Genomic DNA, 20,026 nt, shown 5'->3' with positions numbered 1-20,026 from the left:
CGCGCGGCTCAGCCCTGCTCCTCCTCATCGTCCAGATAAGGGTCGGCGGCGGCCTCCTCGATAACGTCCTCTTCCTCATAGGCCTCGTCCTCCTCATCGAAGTCGGAGGGGGTGGGCCGGGTGCTCTCGGCCGCCGCGGGGCTTTCGGCATCCAGCGGGCTGTCGGGCCCCCACATCTTCTCCAGCCGGTAGTTGGCGCGGGCCTCCGGCTTGAAGAGGTGCACGACAAGGTCCCCGGCATCCAGCAGCACCCAGTCGGGCGAGCTTTCGCTGCGCAGGCGCTTCATGCCGAGTTCCGCCAGCGCCTTCTCGATATGTCCGGCCATCGCCTGGATCTGCCGCTCCACCAGGCCGGTGGCGATCACCATACGGTCCGCGAAGGTGGCGCGGGTGGCCACGTCCAGCACGACGATATCCTCGGCCTTGTCAGCCTCCAGGCTCTCGACCGTGACCTGCACCAGCCGATCGATCTGCGGCGGAGTGAGCTTCACCCGCTTCGGACGCGGAGCGGCGGGCTTCGCGGCGGTGCGGCTGGTGGCCTTCGGCGCCGGGGTGGCGGCGGGCTTCCGGGTGGCGGTAGCCTTGGGGGCGGCCGCCTTGGCCGGGGCGGGGCGGCTGCTGCGGACCGGGGCGGACTTGGCCGTCCCTGTCCTGGAGGTGCTGCTGGCCTTGGCGGTGGTGGCCTTGGCCGGTGCCCTGGTGGCAGCAGCGGGCCTGGCGGCGCGGGCCGGCTTGCTGGCGGCGGCCTTGCTGGCCGTGCCGCGCATGCTGGTCCCGGCAGCCGGCTTGGCGGTGGCGCGGGACGCCGTCCTGGGCGCGGCGGCCTTCGGCGCGGCGGCGCGCGCCGGCTTCCTCGCGGGGGCGGCCTTGGCGGCGGTGGAGCGCGCGGCGGGCTTCGCGGCCGCCTTGCCGGCGCTCACCTTGCTGGCGGCGGCGGCACGGGCGGCCCTGGGCACCGCGGCTTCTTCACGCGCGGGGCGGGCGGCGGGCTTGGCGCGCGCGGGGGCCTTGGCGGCTGCTGCCGGCTTGGCGGTACGCAGCGTGGCGGCCTTGCCGGGAACGCGGGTGGTGGCCGGCTTGCGGCGGGGCGGGCTGTCTGCGGGGGCTTTGGGGGTACGGGCCATGCTGCGTCCTCTGAATCCTGCTCTACGGCATTATCTGGCCGTAATGTGTATGGCGCGGGAAGCCGGTGCGTCGCCAGCACCGATTCCCCGCTTGGTTTAAGCGCGCGTGCCCGCGCGGATGGCGGTGGCGCTGGCGGGGTGCTCGCGCGCCGGCACCAGTGTCCAGCCTGGGGCACAGCCGCCGAGATGGCCGGGCCGCCGCCGCTTCTGCCGCAGCCGCCGCGCCGCCGTACCCGCAAGCGCCTTGCGGGTCCATCCCGGCCGCGGCAGCACCGCCATGGGCGTGCGGGCCACCAGTTCCTGCCAGCGGCGCCAGCGCGGAAGCTGCCAGAGATTGTCGGCGCCGATGATCCAGACAAAGCAGGCGCGCGGGAAACGTTTCGCGAGCTTCGCCAGGGTCAGGGCGCTGTAACGCTCGCCCAGCGCGGCTTCGATCTCCGTGGCCAGGATGCGCGGTGGCCGGGCGATGCGCCGGGCCGAGGCCAGGCGCTCCTCGAACGGCGCCATGCCCCTGACCGGCTTCAGCGGATTGCCCGGGGAGACCATCAGCCAGACCTGGTTCAGCCGCAGCGCGCGCAGTGCCATGAGGGCCACATGCAGATGGCCCTCATGCGCGGGGTTGAAGCTGCCGCCCAGCAGGCCGATGCGGAGGCGGCGCCGGTCGCCGAAGCGGGCCGGCTCGAAAGGCGGGCGCAAGGGATCGGGGCTCAGGGGCGTGTCTGGCCGGTGCCGATGACGTGGTAGCGGTAGGTGCAGAGCTGCTCCAGCCCCACCGGCCCGCGCGCATGCATCCGCCCGGTGGCGATGCCGATCTCGGCCCCGAAACCGAATTCGCCGCCATCGCAGAACTGGGTGGAGGCATTCCAGATGCCCACCGCGGAATCGAGCCCGTTCAGGAAGGCGGCGGCGGCCTCGGCATCCTCGGTGATGATGGCTTCCGTATGCTCGCTGCCGTAGCGGCGGATATGCGCGAGCGCGCTCTCCACCCCATCCACCACCTTGATGGAGAGGACGGCATCCAGCCATTCGGTCGCGAAGTCCTGCTCCGTCGCGACGGGCAGGGCGGGCAGGATGGAGCGCGCGCGCTCATCCGCCTTGAAGGCGCAGCCCAGCGCCGCGAGATCTTCCACCAGCAGCGGCAGCAGTTCCGGCGCGATGGCGGCGTCGATCAGCAGCGTCTCGGTGGCGCCGCAGACTCCGGTGCGGCGCATCTTGGCATTGGCCAGCACCGCGCGCGCCATGGAGCGGTCGGCGGCGGCATGGATATAGGTGTGGCAGAGCCCCTCGGCATGGGCGAGGACGGGCACGCGCGCCTCCTCCATCACCCGCGTCACCAGGCCCTTGCCGCCGCGCGGGATGATCAGGTCGATCAGCCCCGCCGCGCGCAGCATGGCGCCGACGAAGGCGCGGTCCTGGGTGGGGGCGATCTGCACGGCGGCTTCCGGCAACCGGGCGGCGCGCAGCCCTTCCACCATGCAGGCATGGATGGCGGCGCTGCTGCGAGCACCCTCGCTGCCGCCGCGCAGCAGCACGGCCGAGCCCGCCTTGAGGCAGAGCGCGGCGGCATCGGCCGTCACATTGGGGCGGCTCTCATAGATCATGCCGATCACGCCCAGCGGCTGCGCCACGCGCTTCAGCACCAGCCCGTTGGGGCGCGTCCATTCCGCCAGCACACGGCCCACGGGGTCGGGCAGGGCGGCCACTTCCTCCAGCCCCTTCGCCATGCCCTCGATGCGGGCGGGGTTCAGCACGAGACGGTCGCGGAAGGAGGGGCTGAGGTCGGGCGCCGCCTCCAGGTCGGCGGCATTGGCGGCCAGGATGGCCTCCTGCCGCGCGCGAATGGCGGCGGCGGCGGCCAGCAGCGCCTGGTCCTTCGCCGGTCGCCCGGCGCGCGCGAGCTGGCCGGCGGCCGCGCGGGCGGCGCGGGCTGCGGCGTCGAGCTGACGGGCGATGGGGTCGGCGATGGCGTTCACGGCCGGGCTTCCTTTTGCCGGGTTACAGCAGCACGAGGTCGTCGCGGTGGACGATCTCGTCCCGTCCGCGCCAACCCAATATGGTCTCGATCTCCTCCGACCGCCGGCCGGCGATCTGCCGCGCGGCCTCGGAATCATAGGCGGAGAGGCCACGGGCCAGTTCGTGCCCGTTCTCGTCCTGCACGGCAACCGGGTCGCCACGCTGGAAGGTGCCCTGCACCCCGCGCACGCCCGCCGGCAGCAGGGAACTGCCGCCGCGCAGCGCGCCGGCCGCGCCCGCATCCACCCGCAGCACGCCCAGCGGCGCCAGGCTGCCCGCGATCCAGCGCTTGCGGGCCGAGCGGCCCTCGGGCGTGGGCAGGAACCAGGTGCAGCGGGCACCGTCCTTCAGCGCCGCCAGCGGATGATCCCGCTGCCCCAGCGCGATGGCCATGGCCGTGCCGGCGCCGGTGGCGATGCGGGCCGCGATCAGCTTGGTGCGCATGCCGCCGGAGGAGTAACCCGGCGGCGGCTCGCCCCCCATGGCCATGATCTCGTCCGTCAGGCGCTCGATCACCGGCAGGTGCCGGGCCTGGGGATCGCGGCGGGGATCGGCGGTATAGAGGCCGTCGATATCCGAGAGCAGCACCAGCACATCCGCATGGATCATCTCCGCCACGCGGGCGGCGAGACGGTCATTGTCCCCGAAGCGGATCTCCGCCGTGGCGACGGTGTCGTTCTCGTTGATGACGGGCACGCAGCCGAGGTCCAGCAGCGTGCCGAGCGTGGCGCGGGCATTGAGGTAGCGGCGGCGGTCCTCGCTATCCTCCAGCGTCAGCAGCAGCTGCGCGGCGTTGATGCCATGGGCGGAGAGCGCCGCCTGCCAGGCGCCGGCCAGCCGGATCTGCCCCACCGCCGCCGCCGCCTGTTTTTCTTCGAGACGCAGCTTGCGCTTGGTCAGGCCGAGGGCCTGGCGGGCGAGGGAGATGGCGCCGGAGGAGACCACGACCACCTCCGCCCCGGTGGCCCGCAGCGCCGCGATATCGGTGGCGACGGAAGCCAGCCAGGCCTCGCGCGGCGCCGCCGTCTCCGGGTCCACCACCAGGGCGGAGCCGATCTTGACGACGATCCGGCGCGCCGTGGCGAGGGAAGGGATCATGCCCCGGCCGCCTCCTCGCGGGCACGATAGATGGTGTCGGCCAGCAGGCGCAGGGTCTCCGGTACGCCTTCCCCGGTGACGCCGCTGATCAGCCGCACCGGGCGGCCGGTGGCGCGCTCCAGCGCCTTCACGCGGCTGGCGCGGGCCTGGGGAGTCATGGCGTCGGTCTTGTTCAGCGCCAGGATCTCCGGCTTGTCGGCCAGGCCGCCGCCATATTCCTCCAGCTCCGCCCGCACGGTCTCATAGGCCCGAACGGGGTCGGCCTGGCTGCCGTCGATCAGGTGCAGCAGCACCGCGCAACGCTCCACATGGCCGAGGAAGCGGGTGCCGAGCCCGGCGCCTTCCGCCGCGCCCTCGATCAGGCCGGGGATGTCGGCCAGGACGAATTCCTCCGTCGCATTCAGCCGCACGACGCCAAGCTGCGGGTTGAGCGTGGTGAAGGGGTAGTCCGCGATCTTGGGCCTGGCGGCGCTGGCGGCGGCCAGGAAGGTGGACTTCCCGGCATTGGGCAGCCCCACCAGCCCGGCATCGGCGATCAGCTTCAGCCGCAGCCAGATCCAGCACTCCTCGCCCGGCCAGCCCTTGTCGGCACGGCGGGGGGCGCGGTTGGTGCTGGTCTTGAAATGGGCATTGCCATGGCCGCCATCGCCGCCCCGGCAGATGGTGGCGCGCTGGCCCACCTTCGTCAGGTCGGCCAGCACCGTCTCCTTGTCCTCGGCCAGGATCACTGTGCCGACCGGGACCTTGAGCGTCACATCGTCCGAACCGGCGCCGGTGCGGTCGGAGCCCGCGCCATTGCCGCCCTTGCGGGCCTTGAAATGCTGGGCATAGCGGAAGTCGATCAGCGTGTTCAGGCCTTCCACGGCCTCCACGATGATGTCGCCGCCCTTGCCGCCATTGCCGCCGTCCGGGCCGCCATACTCGATGAAGCGCTCCCGCCGGAAGGCGACGACGCCGTCACCGCCGTCGCCGGCCTTTACCCAGATCTTGGCTTCGTCGAGGAACTTCATGGTCTGAGCTGGTCCGGAAGAAAGTGCTGAACGCAAAAACGGGGGCCTCGCGGCCCCCGTTTCGTCAGTCGTGTCGGGTCGTCGCGGGCGCGAGGTTACTCGGCGGCCTGCGGCAGCGGCTCGACGGAAACATAGACGCGGCCTTCGGCGCGGCGGGTGAACTTCACCTTGCCCTCGATGGCGGCGTGGATGGAGTGGGTGCGGCCACAGAGCACGTTGTCGCCCGGGACCATCTTCGTGCCGCGCTGCGTCACGATGATGTTGCCGGCCAGCACATGCTCGCCGCCGAACTTCTTGACGCCGAGGCGCTTGCCAGCGGAGTCGCGACCGTTGCGGGAAGAACCGCCAGCCTTTTTATGAGCCATGAGAGGTGTCTCCTACGGAAGCCGGATCAGGCCGCGTTGATGGCGGAGATGCGCAGCACAGTCTGGTGCTGGCGGTGGCCGTTCTTGCGGCGGCTGTTCTGCCGGCGGCGCTTCTTGAAGATGATGACCTTGTCGCCACGGGTCTGCTCGACCACCGTCGCGGTGACGGTGGCGCCGGCGATCGTCGGGGCGCCAAGGGTCAGGCCGGCCTCGCCACCGATGGCCAGGACATCCTGGAAGGTCACGGTCGCGCCGGCTTCGGCATCGAGCTTCTCAACGGTCAGGACCGCGTCCTGCGTGACACGATACTGCTTGCCGCCGGTGCGGATCACTGCGTAGGTCATGGTTCGCCCTGAAGCTCTAGCCTGTCCTGGCCTGGAAAGAAAAAAGTTCTGAACGGCCGGACAACGGCCGCCGGCGAAACAGGGTCCCGCCGGAGAGGTGGGGGCTATAACGCTGCCGGGGAGCCGGAGTCAACGCCGGCTTGCGGATTCCTGACCCGATCCGGTCTGAGGACTGTTGCGCACCGCGCCGCCGCCGCTTATACCGCCGGCCACCTGACGACCCAGGCACCCGCGGAGAGGTGGCAGAGTGGTCGATCGCGTCGGTCTCGAAAACCGAAGTACTCGCAAGGGTACCGTGGGTTCGAATCCCACCCTCTCCGCCATTTCCCATGCAGTTCGAGTTCCGCCTCTGCATGGAGGGTCTCCACAAGCTGCTCGTGTCCTGACCGGGTTAAAAAGGTTCAGGGGCCGAGATGGCGCGGCTGTTCCGGTTGCCGGATGAGGCTCGGGCTGCCAACGGGCTGCGCCCGCCGCAGGCGCGATGTGCCCGCTGTCCCTGGCCGGCCGGCCCGGGCGCCAGCCTGAGCGGCCAGGTTGAAGGTATCCGGCCCCTCCAGCCAGCGTGGGCGGCAACCGTTTAAGGCGGAAAATTCGCCCTCGTCCGTCGGAGCAGCGCGCGGAACATCCGCGCCTCGTCATCGGACAGGTTCCCGGCGGCCGTGGCATTGACGGCATGCGCCTCGGGCATCAGCTGTTCGCGCAGGTCGCGGCCGGCCTGGGTGAGAAACAGGAAGACCTTGCGTTTGTCAGTCTCCGACCGGACCCGCCGGATCCAGCCCTTCGTTTCCATGCCCCGCAGGGCGGCCACGGCGGTCGGCTCCATCATGCCGACCCGGCGCGCGAGGTCGCGCTGGGTCAGGCCGTCCTCCTCCCAGAGTACGCGCAGAAAATACCAGGCGCCGAGCGCCACGTCATAGTTCTGCAGCCGGGCCTGCAGGTGGCGCTGGATGGCGCGGTTCAGGTCCCGCACCAGGAAGCCGAGACTCTGGTCGAAGGGGAGGGGGGTGGTCAGGGCTGTATCCTGCGTGGTGGAGATGGTGCAGGCTACACCGGAAACGGCCCGGCCGGTATCCGGCCGGGCAGGGAAGGGCGCAGCCGGCCCTGTGCTCATGAAGCCGCCTGGGCCATGGCCTTTTCGTCTTCCTCCTCCTCCATGCCGCCCAGGTAAGCCACCTCTTCGTCGGAGGCGCCCAGGGTGCGCCAGTTCGCCGTCTTGGGCACCACCCCCTGGTAGGAGCGCAGCTTGGCCTGCGGCAGGTGTGGCGCCTCCAGCCCGATCGGCGCGGCGCCGGCGGTGAAGCGCGCCACGGCATCCAGCATGATGCGGCGGAACTGGATCACCGCGATGTCGCTGGCGCCCAGCCGCTCGGAGGTCCGGTCCGCGATCGCGCCCATCGACTCCCACATCGCGATATCCTGATTGGGGATGCCGGGAATGCCGGTGAAGGAATCGCCTGTTTTCATGAGGGCGCGGTCCTGGAGGTAGTCGTTCCAGGCATGGCGCTTCATGGGCCGGAATTCCTCGTCGACATCGACGCCGACCTCCGCCACGCAGAACCTGCGCCAGGCGGCCGTGGTGATGGCCTCCCGGCTCTCATGCCAGGCGATGAAGTGGAAGTAGCTGCTGGTGTCGTCGCGCGGCACGATGACACTGGCGACGTTGTAGGTGGAATTGGGCGGGATCAGCGCCGTGAAGGGCGCGACAAAGGTGGTGATCCGCACATAATCCTGCGTCGCCGCGTTCATGATGGGGCGGCGGATGGCGGCATAGCGCATGCCGTAATTCGTCACCTGCACCTGGATGCGCGGGTTCTTGTCCGTGGAAGGCCGGACCCAGTGCGTGTCCAGCGCCGTCGCCTCCCCGCGCGCCGGCCGCATGTCGGTGGAATGCAGGGATGAGGAATGGGCGCTGTCGATCTGCCCTTCCATGATCTGCGCCCAGTTGCAGGGCAACTGGATCCGCACGATCGCGGCATGGGCTTCCGGGGTGGGCGCCCAGGGCGGGGGCTCGAATTCCGGCATGACGTCGGCGGGGCCCATATACACCCAGACGAAGCCGCCGGCTTCCCGCGCGGGATAGGATGTGTGCTTCACCCGCTCGGCGAAGCCGCTTTCCCTGGGCTCGGAGGGCATGTCCACGACATTGCCGTCCACGTCGAACTTCCAGCCGTGGTAGAGGCAGCGCAGCCCGCAATTCTCGTTGCGCCCGAAGGCCAGGGAGGCTTTGCGGTGCGGGCACATCTCGCCCAGCACGCCCACCCGCCCGTCGCTGTCGCGGAAGGCGACCAGCTTTTCGCCGAACAGGGTCAGGCGCACGGGCTTGCCATCCGGTTCCGCCAATTGCTCGGACAGCAGGGCAGGCACCCAGTGGCGGCGCATCAATCGGCCCATGGGGGCGTCGCCCTCCACGCGGCACAGGGTTTCGTTCTCCTCGGCGGTCAGCATGGTTGACGCGTCCTCCCGGTGATCGGTGCTGGTGGGCGACAGCCCCGGAAAAAGGTTAGGCATCTAATCTTCTCGCCGGCGGGCTCCGCGTCAAGGCATTTGTATTTTAGTAAGATGACTGGGTTATAGAGAGGGCAATACCTCTGACTTCCGCGTGGCGTGCCTGAAATCTGGCGGCGTGGCACAAAGCTCTTGCGCTGATAAACTTAGGTATCTAACTATAATGAGAGGCGGCAATCGAAAGACCGCCCGAGGAATCTGTTCATGCTCCAAGCACCGGAAGCGGATGCGGAGCTGATGACCCTTCGTGTGGCGCGCGCCGAGCCCGCCGCCGATGGCATTCAGCTCTTTGAACTGCGCCACCCCCAGGGGGCGGACCTGCCGCCCTTCACGCCGGGCGCGCATCTCTCCGTCCGCGTGCCCTCGGGGGCGATGCGCAACTACTCCCTTTGCAACGACCCGCATGAGCGGGACCGCTACGTCATCGCCGTGAAGCGGGAGGAGAAGGGCAGGGGCGGCTCCGTCGGCCTGATCGACGGCACGCAGCCGGGCGCCAGCCTCGATGTTTCGGCACCACGCAACCTGTTCGAGCTGGATCTGCGCGCGCCGGAATACATCTTTGTTGCCGGCGGTATCGGGATCACGCCCATCCTGGCCATGATCCGCTACCTGAAGGCCGAAGGCGGCAAGCCCTTCAGGCTGTTCTACCTGACCCGCGCCGCCACGAGCACTGCCTTCCACGGCGAGATCCTCGACCCCGCTTTTGCCGCGGAGAATGCCGTCGTGATCCATCACGACGAGGGTGATCCCGAAAAAGCCTATGATCTCTGGCCGGTTTTCGAGGAGCCGACCAAGGCCCATATCTATTGCTGCGGCCCGCGCCCGCTGATGGATGCCGTGCGTGACATGACCGGGCATTGGCCGGAAAATGCCGTGCATTTCGAGGATTTCGGCTCCGATCTGGTCCGCCCGCGCGCCGATGACACGCCATTCTCGGTCAGGCTCGGCCACGATGGCGATGCGCTGGACGTGCCGGTGGGCAGCACCATCCTGGAGGTGCTGCGCGCCCATGGCCGCAAGCTGCCCTCGTCCTGCGAGAGCGGCACCTGCGGCACCTGCCGCACCCGCTACCTCTCCGGCGAGGTGGACCACCGCGACATGGTGCTGACCCCGGCGGAACGGAAATCCGCGCTGATGATCTGTGTCTCCCGCGCGAAGTCCGACACGCTCGTGCTGGATCTCTGAACGTGGTGGAGGCGCCGATCCGGCTGGGCGTGGCGGGTCTCGGACGGGCCTTCATGCTGATGCTGCCCACCCTGGCGCGGGACCCGCGCATCCGGATGGTCGCCGCCGCCGACCCCAGGCCAGAGGCCCGGGCGCGGTTCGAGGCGGATTTCGACGCCCGCGGCTACGAGACGGTGGAGGCGCTCTGCGCCCATCCCGGCCTGGACGCCGTCTATATTGCCTCGCCCCACCAGTTCCATGTCGAGCATGTGCGCCTCGCCACCGCTGCCGGAAAGCATGTGCTGGTGGAAAAGCCGATGGCGCTGGCGGTTGGGGATTGCCTGGCCATGGTGGATGCCGCGCGGCAGGCCGGCGTGCACCTGCTTGTCGGCCACAGCCATTCCTTCGACGCGCCTTATCTCCGCACGCGTGCCATGATCCGCTCCGGCGCATTCGGCGCGGTGCGGATGGTAACGGCGCTGAACTTCACCGATTACCTCTACCGCCCGCGGCGGCCGGAAGAGCTGGACACCGCGCAGGGCGGCGGCGCCATTTTTTCCCAGGCGCCGCATCAGGTGGAGGTGGTGCGCCTGCTGGCGGGCCGCCCGGCCCGTTCCATCCGTGCGGCGGCCTCGGTCTGGGATCCCGCGCGGGGTACGGAAGGCGCCTATAACGCGCTGCTGGATTTCGGCGAGGGCCTTTCCGCCACGCTGACCTATAACGGTCACGGCCATTTCGACACGGATGAGTTCCAGGACTGGACAGGGGAGATGGGAACCCCCCGCGATCCTGCAGTCCATGGCGCCGCGCGCGCGGCCCTGCGCCGCGTTGCTTCCCCGGCGGAGGAAGCGGCGCTGAAGGAACAGCGGGCCTATGGCCGCGGCAGCGGTGCCGCCGAGGCGCGCCGGGGGCCGCCGCCGCCCGCCTATAATCATTTCGGCCTGGTCATCGCCTCCTGCGAGAAGGCCGATCTGCGGCCCACCGCGCGGGGCGTGCTGGTCTATGGCGACGACGAGCGCCGCTTCGAGCCACTGCCCCCGCCCGACATCCCGCGCGCCGAGGTCATCGATGAATTGCACGCCGCCGTGGTGCATGGCCTGCCCCCGCTGCACAGCGGGGAATGGGGCCTCGCCACGGCAGAGGTCTGCCTCGCACTGCTCGAATCCGCCCGAAACGGGCGGGACGTGACGCTGAAGCACCAAGGGCCGGCACAAACGGCCATGACATACTGGGAGGAACGCTATGGCCATCGGAACCTGGGGGCGCCGTGATACGCTCCGTCTTGCCGCCGCGACAGCACTGGGGCTGCCCGCCGCGGCCCACGCCCAGGGCGGGCGGAATACGGCACGGCTGATCGTGCCCTACGCGCCGGGTGGAACCACGGATGTCACCGCGCGCCTCCTGACCAACCGCATCGCGGAAGAGTTGGGCCAGACCTGGGTGATCGAGAACCGCTCCGGCGCCAATGGCGCGATCGGGGCGCAGGAAGTCGCGCGCTCGGCGCCGGACGGGCTGAACCTGCTCTATTCGAACGAGGTGCATCTCGTGCTGAAATTCGTGCAGCGCGGCGTGCCCTTCGACGCCGTGACCGATTTCACGCCGATCCTGCGGACGGTCCGCATCCCCTATGTGCTGGTGGGCGGGGCGAACCATATCCACCAGCCGGACGCCCGGGCATTGCTGGCGGCGGTCAGGCAGGAGCCCAACCGCTTCACCTTCGCGGGCTCGACCCTCGGCTCTGTCGGGCAGCTGGGGGCCGCGGCGCTGGGCCAGAAGCTGGGCGCGGAATTCACCATCGTCGCCTATCGCGGCTCCGGTCCCGCGGTGAACGACCTGGTCTCCGGCGCCGTCAGCCTGATGTTCGCGCCGCTGGGCGCGGTGCAGCCGCTGATCGAGGGAGGCCAGCTCAAGGCCTTCGCCGTCACCGCGAAGGAGCGGGTGCCGCTGCTGCCGGAGGTCCCGACCATGGTGGAACTGGGTTACCCCGAGATGGTCTTCGAGGGATGGACCGGCATCTGGGGACCGCGCCACCTGCCGGCGGAGAAGGTGGCGGCCGTGCATGGCGCGACGACCAGCGCGCTGCGCGATGCTGAGATCGTGCGGCGCCTCGCCGCCCTGGGCTGCGCGCCGATCCTGGAAAGCAGTGACGATTTCACTCGCCTTGTCGAAGAGGAGCAGGCGCGGAATGGCGAGATCACCCAGGCCGCTGGCATCCGTCCTGACTAAGGAAGTTCCAACATGCCCCTGATCCGTATTGAACCCGTGCGGGATGAGCGCTCCGGCCGCTTCTACCTGGAGATCTACAACCCCCATGACGCACCGGCGCCCTATGTGACGACGGAGCCGCGATACCAGTCCGCCGCGGCGGCCGAGAACGACATCGTGGCGATTCTGGCCGCCGCCGCCAGCACAGCGCGCAACAGCTAGGAGCCGCGAGCCTTGTCTCTTCTGCCCCTGTCCCTCGCCATCGGCGACTATGACCGCATCCGTCCGCTGGTGGACGGCAGCGTCCGCATCGACGGCGTCGATCCGGTCTTCTCGATCCTGGACCCGGAGGAAATCTTCTTCCGCGCCTTCAAATACGCCGATTTCGATATCTGCGAGCTGTCGCTCTCCTCCTTCACCGTGAAGACGGCGAATGGCGACTGCCCTTACGTCGGCATCCCCGTCTTCCCCTCCCGCGCCTTCCGCCACACCTCCGTCTATATCCGCACCGATCGCGGCATCGGGCGGCCGGAGGATCTGAAAGGGCGGCGGATCGGCCTGCCGGAATACCAGCTCACCGCCAATGTCTGGGTGCGGATGATCCTGGAGGAATACGGCGTCCGCCCCTCGGACGTGACCTGGGTGCGCGGCGGCTATGAAGATCCGTCGCGGGAGGAGAAGATCACGCTGAAGCTGCCGCCCGATGTGCGGCTGGAAAGCCTGCCGCCCGGCGCCACGCTGTCTTCCGCCCTGGCCGATGGGACGATCGACGCCGTGGTCGGCCCGCGCGCACCGTCCTGCTTCGACCGGGGGCACCCGCAGGTGGGGCGGCTCTGGCCCGATCCGGTGGCCGCCGCCTCCGAATGGTATGGGCGGCACCGCATGTTCCCGATCATGCACCTGCTCGGCGTGCGGAAGGACGTGGCGGAGAAGCACCGCTACCTCCCGGCCGCCCTTGCGAAAGCTTTCGAGGAAGCCAAGGAGGTCGCGATGCGGAAGCTGTCCAATACCGCCGCCACCAAGGTGACGCTGCCCTTCGTCGAGGAGCGGTTGCAGCATGCGCGGCAGCTCATGGGCGAGGATTTCTGGTCCTACGGGCTGGAGGCGAACCGGCATGTGCTGGAGGCCTTCCTGACGGCGCATCACGAGCAGGGCCTGTCCTCGCGGCGGCTGGCGCCGGAGGAACTGTTTCACCCGGCCTCGCTGGAAACCTTCAAGCTTTGACGCATCGTGAAGAGGAAACGATCATGAAGGGCTTTCTGAACCAGGTGCCGGACATCATGGCCTCCTCCACCCGCCGCGGCCTGCCGCGGAAGGTGGAGCACAAGCCGGCCAGCATCGCCGACTACATGAAGGGCGTGGATAATTTCTGCCGCGTCATGGCGATCCGCCCCGGCGATCATGTGGTGATGCTGACCGACCCGCTGATCGACCCGCGTGTCGTGCAGGCGGTGCAGGGGCTGGCGCGCGGGCGCGGCGCCACCTTCATCTCCTACATGGGCGATTCCACACGCTACGTCACCGTGCCTGAGGAGGCGAAGGCGCTGCTGGAGCGCGCGACCTTCGTGGTCTCGACCTGGTTTGCTTCGGTGCTCGACCCCTATTGCATCGGCCTGCGCCGCAACAAGGGCCAGCGCTGGGTCAAGATCACCTTCTTCCGCGACCTCGACCTGCTGCACACGCCGCAGGCGCAGTTCCCGGTGGAGCTGCTGGGCGAGATCATCCGCGCGACCGGGCGCATGTTCCCCGAGGCCGGGGACTTCACGCTGCGGATCACCGATCCGCGCGGCACCGATTTCCGCGTGCCCTTCAGCGAAAAGATGTTGCAGCACCTGCGCCGCCACAACCGCTGGCGCGGCCACAACGTGGCGGATGAGGATGGCTGCTACGTCCATTACCTGCCGACGCATGGCCCCAACCTCTTCGAGCCGAGCATGGTCGGCCTGCAGCCCGAGGAGAAGATCGGCGTCACCGGCACGATCTGGCCGCAATGGGCGGTGGGTTTCGACGAGCCCTTCAAGGAGCCCGTCGGCGTCGAGTTTGAGCAGGACGTGGTGAAGGCCGTGCATGGCGAGAGCTGGGAAGCGCAGGTGATGCGCGACTACCTGATCGGCGGCACGCTGGAGGAAGTAGGCTGCGGTCATAACCCCAAGGCGCCGCGCTTCGACATCTATCCCGCCGGCCCGAATTCCCCGGGCGCGCTGCATTTCGGCATCAACGCGCTGCAACCTTCCGAATACCTGCGCCGGGTGATGCCGAATTGGGAAGAGCCGCATATCCACATGGACCTCGTCACCTTCGACAGCACCGTGGTGGCCGGCAACCGCACGCTGGTGGAGGACGGCTACCTGATGTCCCTGCGCGACCCCAAGGTCCGCGCCCTGGCGGAAACCTACGGCGATCCGGTGGAACTGCTCGAAGCCTATCCGGCCTGACCGGGCAGATACGGGGAAACGTCCATGAAGAACATAAGATTGAAGCGGCGGGACTTTCTGGGGGCGGCGGCTGTGCTGGCCGCCACTTCCGGCGCCGCGCGGGCGCAGAACTGGCCGGAGCGGCCGATCCGGCTGGTCGTGCCCTTCGCCCCCGGGGGCGGGGGCGACACGCTGGGCCGCCTCTCCGCCCAGGCGGCGCAGGCGCAACTCAGCCAGCCGCTGGTGGTGGAGAACCGGGCGGGCGCGGGCGGCAATATCGGCGCCGAGGCCGTCGCGCGCGCGGCGGCGGATGGCTATACCCTGCTCTACGGCACCAACGGCACCCATGCGATCAACGAGGCGCTCTACCCGAAGCTGCCGTTCCGCCCGGATGCCGACTTCATCCCCGTCGCCGCCCTTTCCCGCATCGCCCTGGTGGTGGTGGTCCGCAAGGACCTGCCGGTGGAGACGGTGCCGGAGCTGATCACGCTGCTGAAGGCGCAGCCGGGCAAGCTCACCTATGCCTCCGCCGGCAATGGCACGACGGGGCATATCGCCTCGGAGATGTTCCGGGGCGCGGCCGGGGTGGATCTGGTCCATGTGCCCTATCGCGGCAATGCGGCGGCGATGACGGATCTCGCGGCCGGGCGCGTGGACATGGCGATCGACCTGATCCCCGCCGCGGCGCCGCTGCTGCAGGGCGGCGCGGTGCGGGCCCTGGCGGTGACGAGCCTGGAGCGGCTGCCGACCCACCCGGACCTTCCCACCGTCGCCTCCTTCCTGCCGGGCTTCGAGGTCGCGGCCTGGGACGGCATCTTTGCCCCGGCCGGCACGCCCGCGCCCGTGGTCACGGCGCTCAACGCCGCCTTCCGCATGGGCATGCGGAATCAGGAGACGGTGGAGCGGCTGCGCCAGCGCGGCGCGGAGGTCGTGCCCCTGGAATCCCCCCGCGACTTCGCGGAATTCGTGGTGGCGGAGCGGGAGAAATGGTCGGCCGCCGTGCGGGCCAGCGGCGCCCGGATGGACTGACGTGGGGCGGCACGGCGGGGCGGCAGGCCCGCGCCGTGCCGGCTTGGCGTGCCTCAGGCCGCCAGCCGGCCCCGCAGCTCCAGGATCGCCGCCGCGAAGGCCTCCGGCATTTCCTGCGGCAGATTATGCCCGCCATCCCGCAGCACCCGGTGCTCATGCGGCCCTGTGAAGCGCGGCGCATGCTTCGCGGTACCCCCCAGGGCGAGCACGCCGTCTGCGTCGCCATCGAGCGTGATGGCGGGCACGGTGATCGGCGGCTGCGTGGCCAGCCGGTGCTCGACCGGCAGCAGCGCCGGATCGCCCGCCACCAGCCCGAAGCGGTGCCGGTAGGAGTGGATCACGACCTCCACGAAAGCGGGGTTGTCGAAGCTCTCGGCCGTCCGTTCGAAGGTGGCGTCGTCGAAGCGCCATTTCGGCGACCAGAGGCGCCAGAGCAGGCGGCAGAACTCCCGCCGGTTCTCCGCCAGCCCCCTGCGGCCGCGCTCGGAATGGAAGTAATACTGGTACCACAGGCGCATCTCGTTCTCCGGCGCCTGCGGCTCGCCGGACTGGGCGATGTTCTGGATATTGTAGCCGTTCTGCGAGACCAGCCCCTGCACGCGCTCCGGCCACAAGGCGGAGACGATGCAGGCCGCGCGCCCGCCCCAGTCATATCCGGCCAGCATGGCGGAGCGGATCCGCAACGCGTCCAGCAGATCGAGCAGGTCCTTGCCCAGCGCCGCCTGCTCGCCCGAGCGCGGCGTCGCTGGTGACAGGAAGCGGGTCGGACCATAGCCGCGCAGCCAGGGCACGATGACCCTGGCGCCCGCCGCGGCCAGGATCGGCGCCACCGCGTCATAGGCATGCGCGTCATAGGGGAAGCCGTGCATCAGCAGCACGGGCCAGCCATCCGGGCTCCCGTGCTCCTCGAACACGACATTCAGCACGCCGGCATCGATGGATCTGAGCATCACGGCCCTCTGTCGCTTGGTTCCGGCACTATAGCCACGGCCAGGTGCCCGCTGGGCCGCAAAGCGGTCACCTGCCTCCCGTGGCCCCGCGCGCCCGGGCGACCCGGGAAGCTGTCTCCCGCCCCAGGGCCGAGGAGATCATGGCCCCGGCCTCGCAGAGCCGGCCGAGGTCCAGCTCTGTCCCGATGCCCATGCCATGGAGCATATAGACCACGTCCTCAGTCGCCACATTGCCCGTGGCGCCCGGAGCATAGGGGCAGCCCCCCAGCCCGGCCACCGCGCTGTCCACCACGGAAACGCCGAGTTCGAGGCAGGCCAGGATATTGGCCAGGGCCTGCCCATAGGTGTCGTGGAAATGCAGCGCCAGCCGGCCGGCCGGCACTTTGGCGGCCACGGCTTCCAGCATCCGGCGGGCCTTCAGCGGCGTGCCCGTGCCGATGGTATCGCCCAGGGAAATCTCGTAGCAGCCCATCTCCGCCAGGGCCGCGGCCACCCGCGTCACCGCGCCGGCATCGACCTCGCCCTCATAAGGGCATCCCAGCACGCAGGAGACGTAGCCGCGCACCCGCAGGCCGTGTTCAAGCGCCTGCGCCACCACTGGCTCGAAGCGCCGCAGGCTCTCGTCGATCGAGCAGTTGATGTTCCGCTGGGAAAAGGCCTCCGAGGCCGCGCCGAAGACCGCGATCTCCTCCACCCGGCCCGTGGCCAGGGCCTGTTCCAGCCCCCGCAGGTTCGGCACCAGCACGGGATAGCTGACACCCTGCCGGGCGGGCAGCATGGCCAGCAGTTCCGCCGTATCCGCCATCTGCGGCACCCATCTGGGCGAGACGAAGCTGCCGGCCTCGATGGTGGTCAGCCCGGCCGCCGCCAGTTGCCCGATCAGTGCTGCCTTGGTGGCGACGGGAATGGTGGCCTTCTCGTTCTGCAACCCGTCGCGTGGCCCGACCTCGACCACGCGCACCCGCGCGGGGTAGCTCATGGCGCGGCGGCCTCCGTCTCGAAGGTGACGAGTTCCGTGCCTTCCTCCACCATCTCCTCCACCTGGTGGGGCACGCTCTCGACGCGCCCATCCATGGGCGCGCGCAGCGTCAGTTCCATCTTCATGGCCTCGATCACCACCAGCGGCGCGTTCTTCGCCACCATCTCCCCAGGCCGCACCAGCACGCGGCTGACCCGGCCGGGCACCGGCGCCCGGACGCGGTCATTGCCGGCCGTCTCCGTCCGGGGCGGCGCCAGCGGGTCGATGCGCCGCAGCAGGTGGTTCCGCCCGCCCAGCACCACCGTCAGCTCATCCCCCCGCCGCACCAGCCGCAGGCGGCGGGAGACGCCGTCCAGCAGCAGGATCGGGCCCGCCTCGTCCTCCGCCAGTTCCGCCTCGGCAGAGCCGCCGGGCAGGCCAAGCCGGTAGCGCCCTTTGCCCAGTGGATGCGCGCGGATGGTGACCGGCTCTTCCTCCCCCCGGCGGAAATGCAGGTCCTGGTAGCCTTCGCCATTCATGCGCCAGGCATCGGCCTGGGCCCAGGGGGACCAGCGGTCGCCCGTCTCCCGCGCCTGTGCCGTCACGGCCTCCCGCTGTTCCCGCAGCGTCGACAAGGCCGCCGCCGCCCAGGTCAGTGCCGCATCGGCTTCCGCCGGCCTGCCGCACATGAGGCTCTCTGCATGGCGGGCGATGAAGCCAGTATCCAGTTCCGCCGCCGCGAAGGCCGGGTGGCCGGCGATGGCGCGCAGCAGGTCCAGATTGGTCTGCGGCCCGACGACCTCGTATTCCGCCAGGGCCGCCGCGAGGCGCCGCACGGCGGCCGGGCGGTCCTCGCCCCAGACGACCAGCTTCGCGATCATGGGGTCGTAGTTTGGCGTGATGGTGTCGCCCTGGCGGACGCCCGTATCCACCCGCACATGGCCCGGCACCTCGCGCGGCTGGCGCAGATGGATCAGGGTGCCCACGGCGGGCATGAAGTCGCGCGCCGGGTCCTCGGCATAGATCCGCGCCTCGATGGCATGGCCGTGGAGGGTGAGCTTCTCCTCCGGCAGCGGCAGGGGCTCGCCTGCGGCGACGCGGAGCTGCCATTCCACCAGATCCAGCCCCGTGACCATCTCCGTCACGGGATGCTCCACCTGCAGGCGCGTGTTCATCTCCATGAAGTAGAAGGCGTCGCCTTCCGCGATGAATTCCACCGTGCCGGCGCCGGCATAGCCCACGGCCCGCGCGGCGGCGACGGCGGCCTCGCCCATGGCGCGGCGCCGCGCCGGGTCCATGCCCGGGGCCGGCGCTTCCTCGATCACCTTCTGGTGCCGCCGCTGGATGGAGCAGTCGCGCTCGAACAGCGAGACAGTTTTGCCGAAGCTGTCGGCAAAGACCTGGATCTCGATATGCCTTGGCTGGCTCAGGTATTTCTCGATCAGCACGCGGTCGTCGCCGAAGGAGGCCAGCGCCTCGCGCTTGGCACCCTCGATTGCAACCTCGATCTCCGTTGGCTCGGTAACGACGCGCATCCCCTTGCCGCCGCCCCCGGCCGAGGCCTTGACCAGCACGGGATAGCCGATCCGCGCCGCCTCCGCCCTCAGCAGCGGCAGGTCCTGCGCCTCGCCATGGTAGCCCGGCACCAGCGGTACGCCGGAGCGTTCCATCAGCGCCTTGGATTCCGCCTTGGACCCCATGGCGCGGATGGCCGAAGCCGGCGGGCCGATGAACACGATGCCCGCCTCGGCGCAGGCCGCCGCAAAATCGGCATTCTCCGAGAGGAAGCCATAGCCGGGATGGATCGCTTCGGCGCCGGAGCGGCGGGCGACCTCCAGGATGCGCTCGCCCACCAGATAGCTCTGGCGCGCGGGGGCGGGGCCGATGGGCCAGGCCTCGTCGGCCAGCCGGGTGTGGCGCGCACCGGCATCGGCTTCGGAATAGACGGCCACCGTGGCGATGCCGAGCCGCTTGGCCGTGGCGATCACCCGGCAGGCGATCTCACCGCGATTGGCCACCAGGATCTTGCGGAACATCATGGTCTCCCTCAGCCCTGGTGCCGCCACGGGGGCGCGCGCTTGTCGAGAAAGGCGCCAATGCCCTCCTGCCCCTCGGCGGAGGCACGCCGCTGCGCGATGCGCCGCCCGGTCTCGGCGGAGAGGGCGGCGTCCACCGGCCGCCCCTCGCACAGAAAGACCAGATCCTTGGCATCGGCCTGTGCGCCCGGCGCGCCTTGCAGCAGGGCCTGTATGACGTCCTCGCCCCGCGCCGCGAGCCCCTCCGCCGGCAGCACCTCATGCACCAGCCCGATCTCCCGCGCGCGCGCGGCATCGAAAACCTCGGCGGTCTGGAAGAGGCGGCGGGCCCAGCGCGGCCCGATGGCATTGACCACATAGGGGCTGATGGTGGCGGGGGTGAGCCCGAGCTTCACCTCGCTGAGGCAGAAGCTGGCGCCCTCGGCGGCCAGGGCGATATCGCAGCAGGCGACCAGCCCCACGCCGCCGCCATAGGCGGCTCCCTGCACCAGGGCGATGGTCGGCTTCCGCAGCCGGTCCAGGGTATGCAGCAGCCCGGCCAGGCCCGCTGCATCGGCGAGGTTGTCCTCGAAGGAATGGGCGGCCATCCGCCGCATCCAGCCCAGGTCCGCACCAGCCGAGAAGGAGCGGCCGCTGCTGGCCAGCACCACGGCCCGCACCGCGCCATCCTCACCAAGCCGCCGCAGGGCAGTGGTCAGTTCAGCGATCAGGCTGTCGTCGAAGGCGTTGTGGCGGTCGGGGCGGTTCAGGGTGAGCGTGGCGATGCCGCGCGCGTCCACCGCTTCCAGAAAGGTGCTGCTCATCGGCCTGC

At 69.9% G+C, this 20,026-nt stretch carries 20 protein-coding genes and 1 tRNA gene; 8 read left to right on the top strand and 13 right to left on the bottom strand.

The annotated features are described in order from the left end of the window. Positions 1-8 precede the first annotated feature (8 nt). The 7 genes from rsfS to rplU all read right to left on the bottom strand — a co-directional run bounded on the left by rsfS (position 9) and on the right by rplU (position 5,954). On the bottom strand, positions 9-1,124 hold the full coding sequence (rsfS, locus tag IAI58_RS23495) for a ribosome silencing factor (RefSeq protein ID WP_408906180.1): 1,116 nt from the start codon (positions 1,122-1,124) through the stop codon (positions 9-11). 96 nt (positions 1,125-1,220) lie between these two features. Beyond that, positions 1,221-1,820 carry a nicotinate-nucleotide adenylyltransferase gene (locus IAI58_RS16300; protein WP_207444823.1) on the bottom strand — a complete coding sequence of 200 codons (600 nt, stop codon included), beginning with the start codon at positions 1,818-1,820 and terminating at the stop codon, positions 1,221-1,223. An 11-nt stretch (positions 1,821-1,831) separates the two neighbouring features. Next, positions 1,832-3,097, bottom strand: coding sequence for a glutamate-5-semialdehyde dehydrogenase (locus IAI58_RS16295; RefSeq protein WP_408906181.1), 1,266 nt, complete (start codon positions 3,095-3,097; stop codon positions 1,832-1,834). A gap of 22 nt (positions 3,098-3,119) precedes the next feature. Continuing rightward, positions 3,120-4,235, bottom strand: a complete 1,116-nt coding sequence (proB, locus tag IAI58_RS16290; RefSeq protein ID WP_207444824.1) for a glutamate 5-kinase — start codon at positions 4,233-4,235, stop codon at positions 3,120-3,122. Next, positions 4,232-5,245, bottom strand: coding sequence for a GTPase ObgE (gene obgE / locus IAI58_RS16285; RefSeq protein WP_207444825.1), 1,014 nt, complete (start codon positions 5,243-5,245; stop codon positions 4,232-4,234). Before obgE ends, proB begins: the two co-directional genes overlap by 4 nt. 95 nt (positions 5,246-5,340) lie before the next feature. Continuing rightward, entirely contained in the window at positions 5,341-5,610 is a 270-nt protein-coding gene (rpmA, locus tag IAI58_RS16280; RefSeq protein ID WP_207444826.1) for a 50S ribosomal protein L27, read from the bottom strand. Between the two features lie 26 nt (positions 5,611-5,636). Then, positions 5,637-5,954: a 50S ribosomal protein L21 gene (rplU, locus tag IAI58_RS16275; RefSeq protein ID WP_207444827.1), complete on the bottom strand. Its 318-nt coding sequence runs from the start codon at positions 5,952-5,954 to the stop codon at positions 5,637-5,639. Between the two features lie 233 nt (positions 5,955-6,187). On the opposite strand from rplU, the gene IAI58_RS16270 reads away from it, so the two are divergent. Beyond that, positions 6,188-6,277: transfer RNA gene (locus tag IAI58_RS16270), tRNA-Ser, on the top strand. Positions 6,278-6,531: 254 nt separating this feature from the next. Here IAI58_RS16270 and IAI58_RS16265 read toward each other — a convergent pair. Further along, positions 6,532-7,065, bottom strand: a complete 534-nt coding sequence (locus tag IAI58_RS16265; protein WP_207444828.1) for a MarR family winged helix-turn-helix transcriptional regulator — start codon at positions 7,063-7,065, stop codon at positions 6,532-6,534. Beyond that, positions 7,062-8,462 (bottom strand): Rieske 2Fe-2S domain-containing protein, encoded by a 1,401-nt coding sequence (locus IAI58_RS16260; protein WP_237182879.1) that lies wholly within the window; start codon positions 8,460-8,462, stop codon positions 7,062-7,064. Before IAI58_RS16260 ends, IAI58_RS16265 begins: the two co-directional genes overlap by 4 nt. 201 nt (positions 8,463-8,663) lie before the next feature. On the opposite strand from IAI58_RS16260, the gene IAI58_RS16255 reads away from it, so the two are divergent. From IAI58_RS16255 to IAI58_RS16225, 7 genes are read left to right on the top strand one after another with little or no spacing between them, the layout of a single operon-like run. Continuing rightward, positions 8,664-9,644, top strand: coding sequence for a PDR/VanB family oxidoreductase (locus IAI58_RS16255; protein ID WP_207444830.1), 981 nt, complete (start codon positions 8,664-8,666; stop codon positions 9,642-9,644). A gap of 2 nt (positions 9,645-9,646) precedes the next feature. Then, positions 9,647-10,894 carry a Gfo/Idh/MocA family oxidoreductase gene (locus IAI58_RS16250; protein ID WP_237182878.1) on the top strand — a complete coding sequence of 416 codons (1,248 nt, stop codon included), beginning with the start codon at positions 9,647-9,649 and terminating at the stop codon, positions 10,892-10,894. Next, positions 10,866-11,849, top strand: coding sequence for a Bug family tripartite tricarboxylate transporter substrate binding protein (locus IAI58_RS16245; protein WP_207444831.1), 984 nt, complete (start codon positions 10,866-10,868; stop codon positions 11,847-11,849). The genes IAI58_RS16250 and IAI58_RS16245 overlap by 29 nt, the downstream gene beginning before the upstream one ends. Positions 11,850-11,861: 12 nt before the next feature. Next, positions 11,862-12,050, top strand: coding sequence for a hypothetical protein (locus IAI58_RS16240; protein ID WP_207444832.1), 189 nt, complete (start codon positions 11,862-11,864; stop codon positions 12,048-12,050). A gap of 12 nt (positions 12,051-12,062) precedes the next feature. Beyond that, positions 12,063-13,052 carry an ABC transporter substrate-binding protein gene (locus IAI58_RS16235; RefSeq protein WP_207444833.1) on the top strand — a complete coding sequence of 330 codons (990 nt, stop codon included), beginning with the start codon at positions 12,063-12,065 and terminating at the stop codon, positions 13,050-13,052. A 23-nt stretch (positions 13,053-13,075) separates the two neighbouring features. After that, complete coding sequence (locus IAI58_RS16230; RefSeq protein ID WP_207444834.1) at positions 13,076-14,263, top strand: hypothetical protein; 1,188 nt, start codon at positions 13,076-13,078, stop codon at positions 14,261-14,263. Positions 14,264-14,287: 24 nt separating this feature from the next. Next, the gene (locus IAI58_RS16225) at positions 14,288-15,271 is read left to right on the top strand and encodes a Bug family tripartite tricarboxylate transporter substrate binding protein (protein WP_207444835.1); all 984 of its coding nucleotides are present in this window, start codon (positions 14,288-14,290) and stop codon (positions 15,269-15,271) included. A 53-nt stretch (positions 15,272-15,324) separates the two neighbouring features. Here IAI58_RS16225 and IAI58_RS16220 read toward each other — a convergent pair whose 3' ends face one another. The 4 genes from IAI58_RS16220 to IAI58_RS16205 all read right to left on the bottom strand — a co-directional run bounded on the left by IAI58_RS16220 (position 15,325) and on the right by IAI58_RS16205 (position 20,018). After that, complete coding sequence (locus IAI58_RS16220) at positions 15,325-16,221, bottom strand: alpha/beta fold hydrolase (RefSeq protein WP_207444836.1); 897 nt, start codon at positions 16,219-16,221, stop codon at positions 15,325-15,327. A 67-nt stretch (positions 16,222-16,288) separates the two neighbouring features. Further along, the gene (locus IAI58_RS16215; protein WP_207444837.1) at positions 16,289-17,200 is read right to left on the bottom strand and encodes a hydroxymethylglutaryl-CoA lyase; all 912 of its coding nucleotides are present in this window, start codon (positions 17,198-17,200) and stop codon (positions 16,289-16,291) included. Further along, positions 17,197-19,218, bottom strand: coding sequence for an acetyl/propionyl/methylcrotonyl-CoA carboxylase subunit alpha (locus IAI58_RS16210; protein WP_419555842.1), 2,022 nt, complete (start codon positions 19,216-19,218; stop codon positions 17,197-17,199). The genes IAI58_RS16215 and IAI58_RS16210 overlap by 4 nt, the downstream gene beginning before the upstream one ends. A gap of 8 nt (positions 19,219-19,226) precedes the next feature. Then, positions 19,227-20,018, bottom strand: a complete 792-nt coding sequence (locus IAI58_RS16205; protein ID WP_207444839.1) for an enoyl-CoA hydratase/isomerase family protein — start codon at positions 20,016-20,018, stop codon at positions 19,227-19,229. Positions 20,019-20,026: the final 8 nt, after the last annotated feature.

This window comes from Roseomonas marmotae (assembly GCF_017654485.1).
Lineage (GTDB): Bacteria > Pseudomonadota > Alphaproteobacteria > Acetobacterales > Acetobacteraceae > Pseudoroseomonas > Pseudoroseomonas marmotae.
Note: the sequence above shows the minus strand (reverse complement) of the source record. Positions and strands in the feature narration are given on the sequence as shown.

What these genes read in the sequence shown, in the direction of transcription:
- rsfS (WP_408906180.1), bottom strand. Translation starts at nt 1,124, where the DNA reads ATGGCCCGTACCCCCAAAGCCCCCGCAGACAGCCCGCCCCGCCGCAAG.
- proB (WP_207444824.1), bottom strand. Translation starts at nt 4,235, where the DNA reads ATGATCCCTTCCCTCGCCACGGCGCGCCGGATCGTCGTCAAGATCGGC.
- obgE (WP_207444825.1), bottom strand. Translation starts at nt 5,245, where the DNA reads ATGAAGTTCCTCGACGAAGCCAAGATCTGGGTAAAGGCCGGCGACGGC.
- rpmA (WP_207444826.1), bottom strand. Translation starts at nt 5,610, where the DNA reads ATGGCTCATAAAAAGGCTGGCGGTTCTTCCCGCAACGGTCGCGACTCC.
- rplU (WP_207444827.1), bottom strand. Translation starts at nt 5,954, where the DNA reads ATGACCTACGCAGTGATCCGCACCGGCGGCAAGCAGTATCGTGTCACG.
- IAI58_RS16265 (WP_207444828.1), bottom strand. Translation starts at nt 7,065, where the DNA reads ATGAGCACAGGGCCGGCTGCGCCCTTCCCTGCCCGGCCGGATACCGGC.
- IAI58_RS16260 (WP_237182879.1), bottom strand. Translation starts at nt 8,462, where the DNA reads ATGCCTAACCTTTTTCCGGGGCTGTCGCCCACCAGCACCGATCACCGG.
- IAI58_RS16255 (WP_207444830.1), top strand. Translation starts at nt 8,664, where the DNA reads ATGCTCCAAGCACCGGAAGCGGATGCGGAGCTGATGACCCTTCGTGTG.
- IAI58_RS16245 (WP_207444831.1), top strand. Translation starts at nt 10,866, where the DNA reads ATGGCCATCGGAACCTGGGGGCGCCGTGATACGCTCCGTCTTGCCGCC.
- IAI58_RS16240 (WP_207444832.1), top strand. Translation starts at nt 11,862, where the DNA reads ATGCCCCTGATCCGTATTGAACCCGTGCGGGATGAGCGCTCCGGCCGC.
- IAI58_RS16230 (WP_207444834.1), top strand. Translation starts at nt 13,076, where the DNA reads ATGAAGGGCTTTCTGAACCAGGTGCCGGACATCATGGCCTCCTCCACC.
- IAI58_RS16225 (WP_207444835.1), top strand. Translation starts at nt 14,288, where the DNA reads ATGAAGAACATAAGATTGAAGCGGCGGGACTTTCTGGGGGCGGCGGCT.
- IAI58_RS16220 (WP_207444836.1), bottom strand. Translation starts at nt 16,221, where the DNA reads ATGCTCAGATCCATCGATGCCGGCGTGCTGAATGTCGTGTTCGAGGAG.
- IAI58_RS16215 (WP_207444837.1), bottom strand. Translation starts at nt 17,200, where the DNA reads ATGAGCTACCCCGCGCGGGTGCGCGTGGTCGAGGTCGGGCCACGCGAC.
- IAI58_RS16210 (WP_419555842.1), bottom strand. Translation starts at nt 19,218, where the DNA reads ATGATGTTCCGCAAGATCCTGGTGGCCAATCGCGGTGAGATCGCCTGC.
- IAI58_RS16205 (WP_207444839.1), bottom strand. Translation starts at nt 20,018, where the DNA reads ATGAGCAGCACCTTTCTGGAAGCGGTGGACGCGCGCGGCATCGCCACG.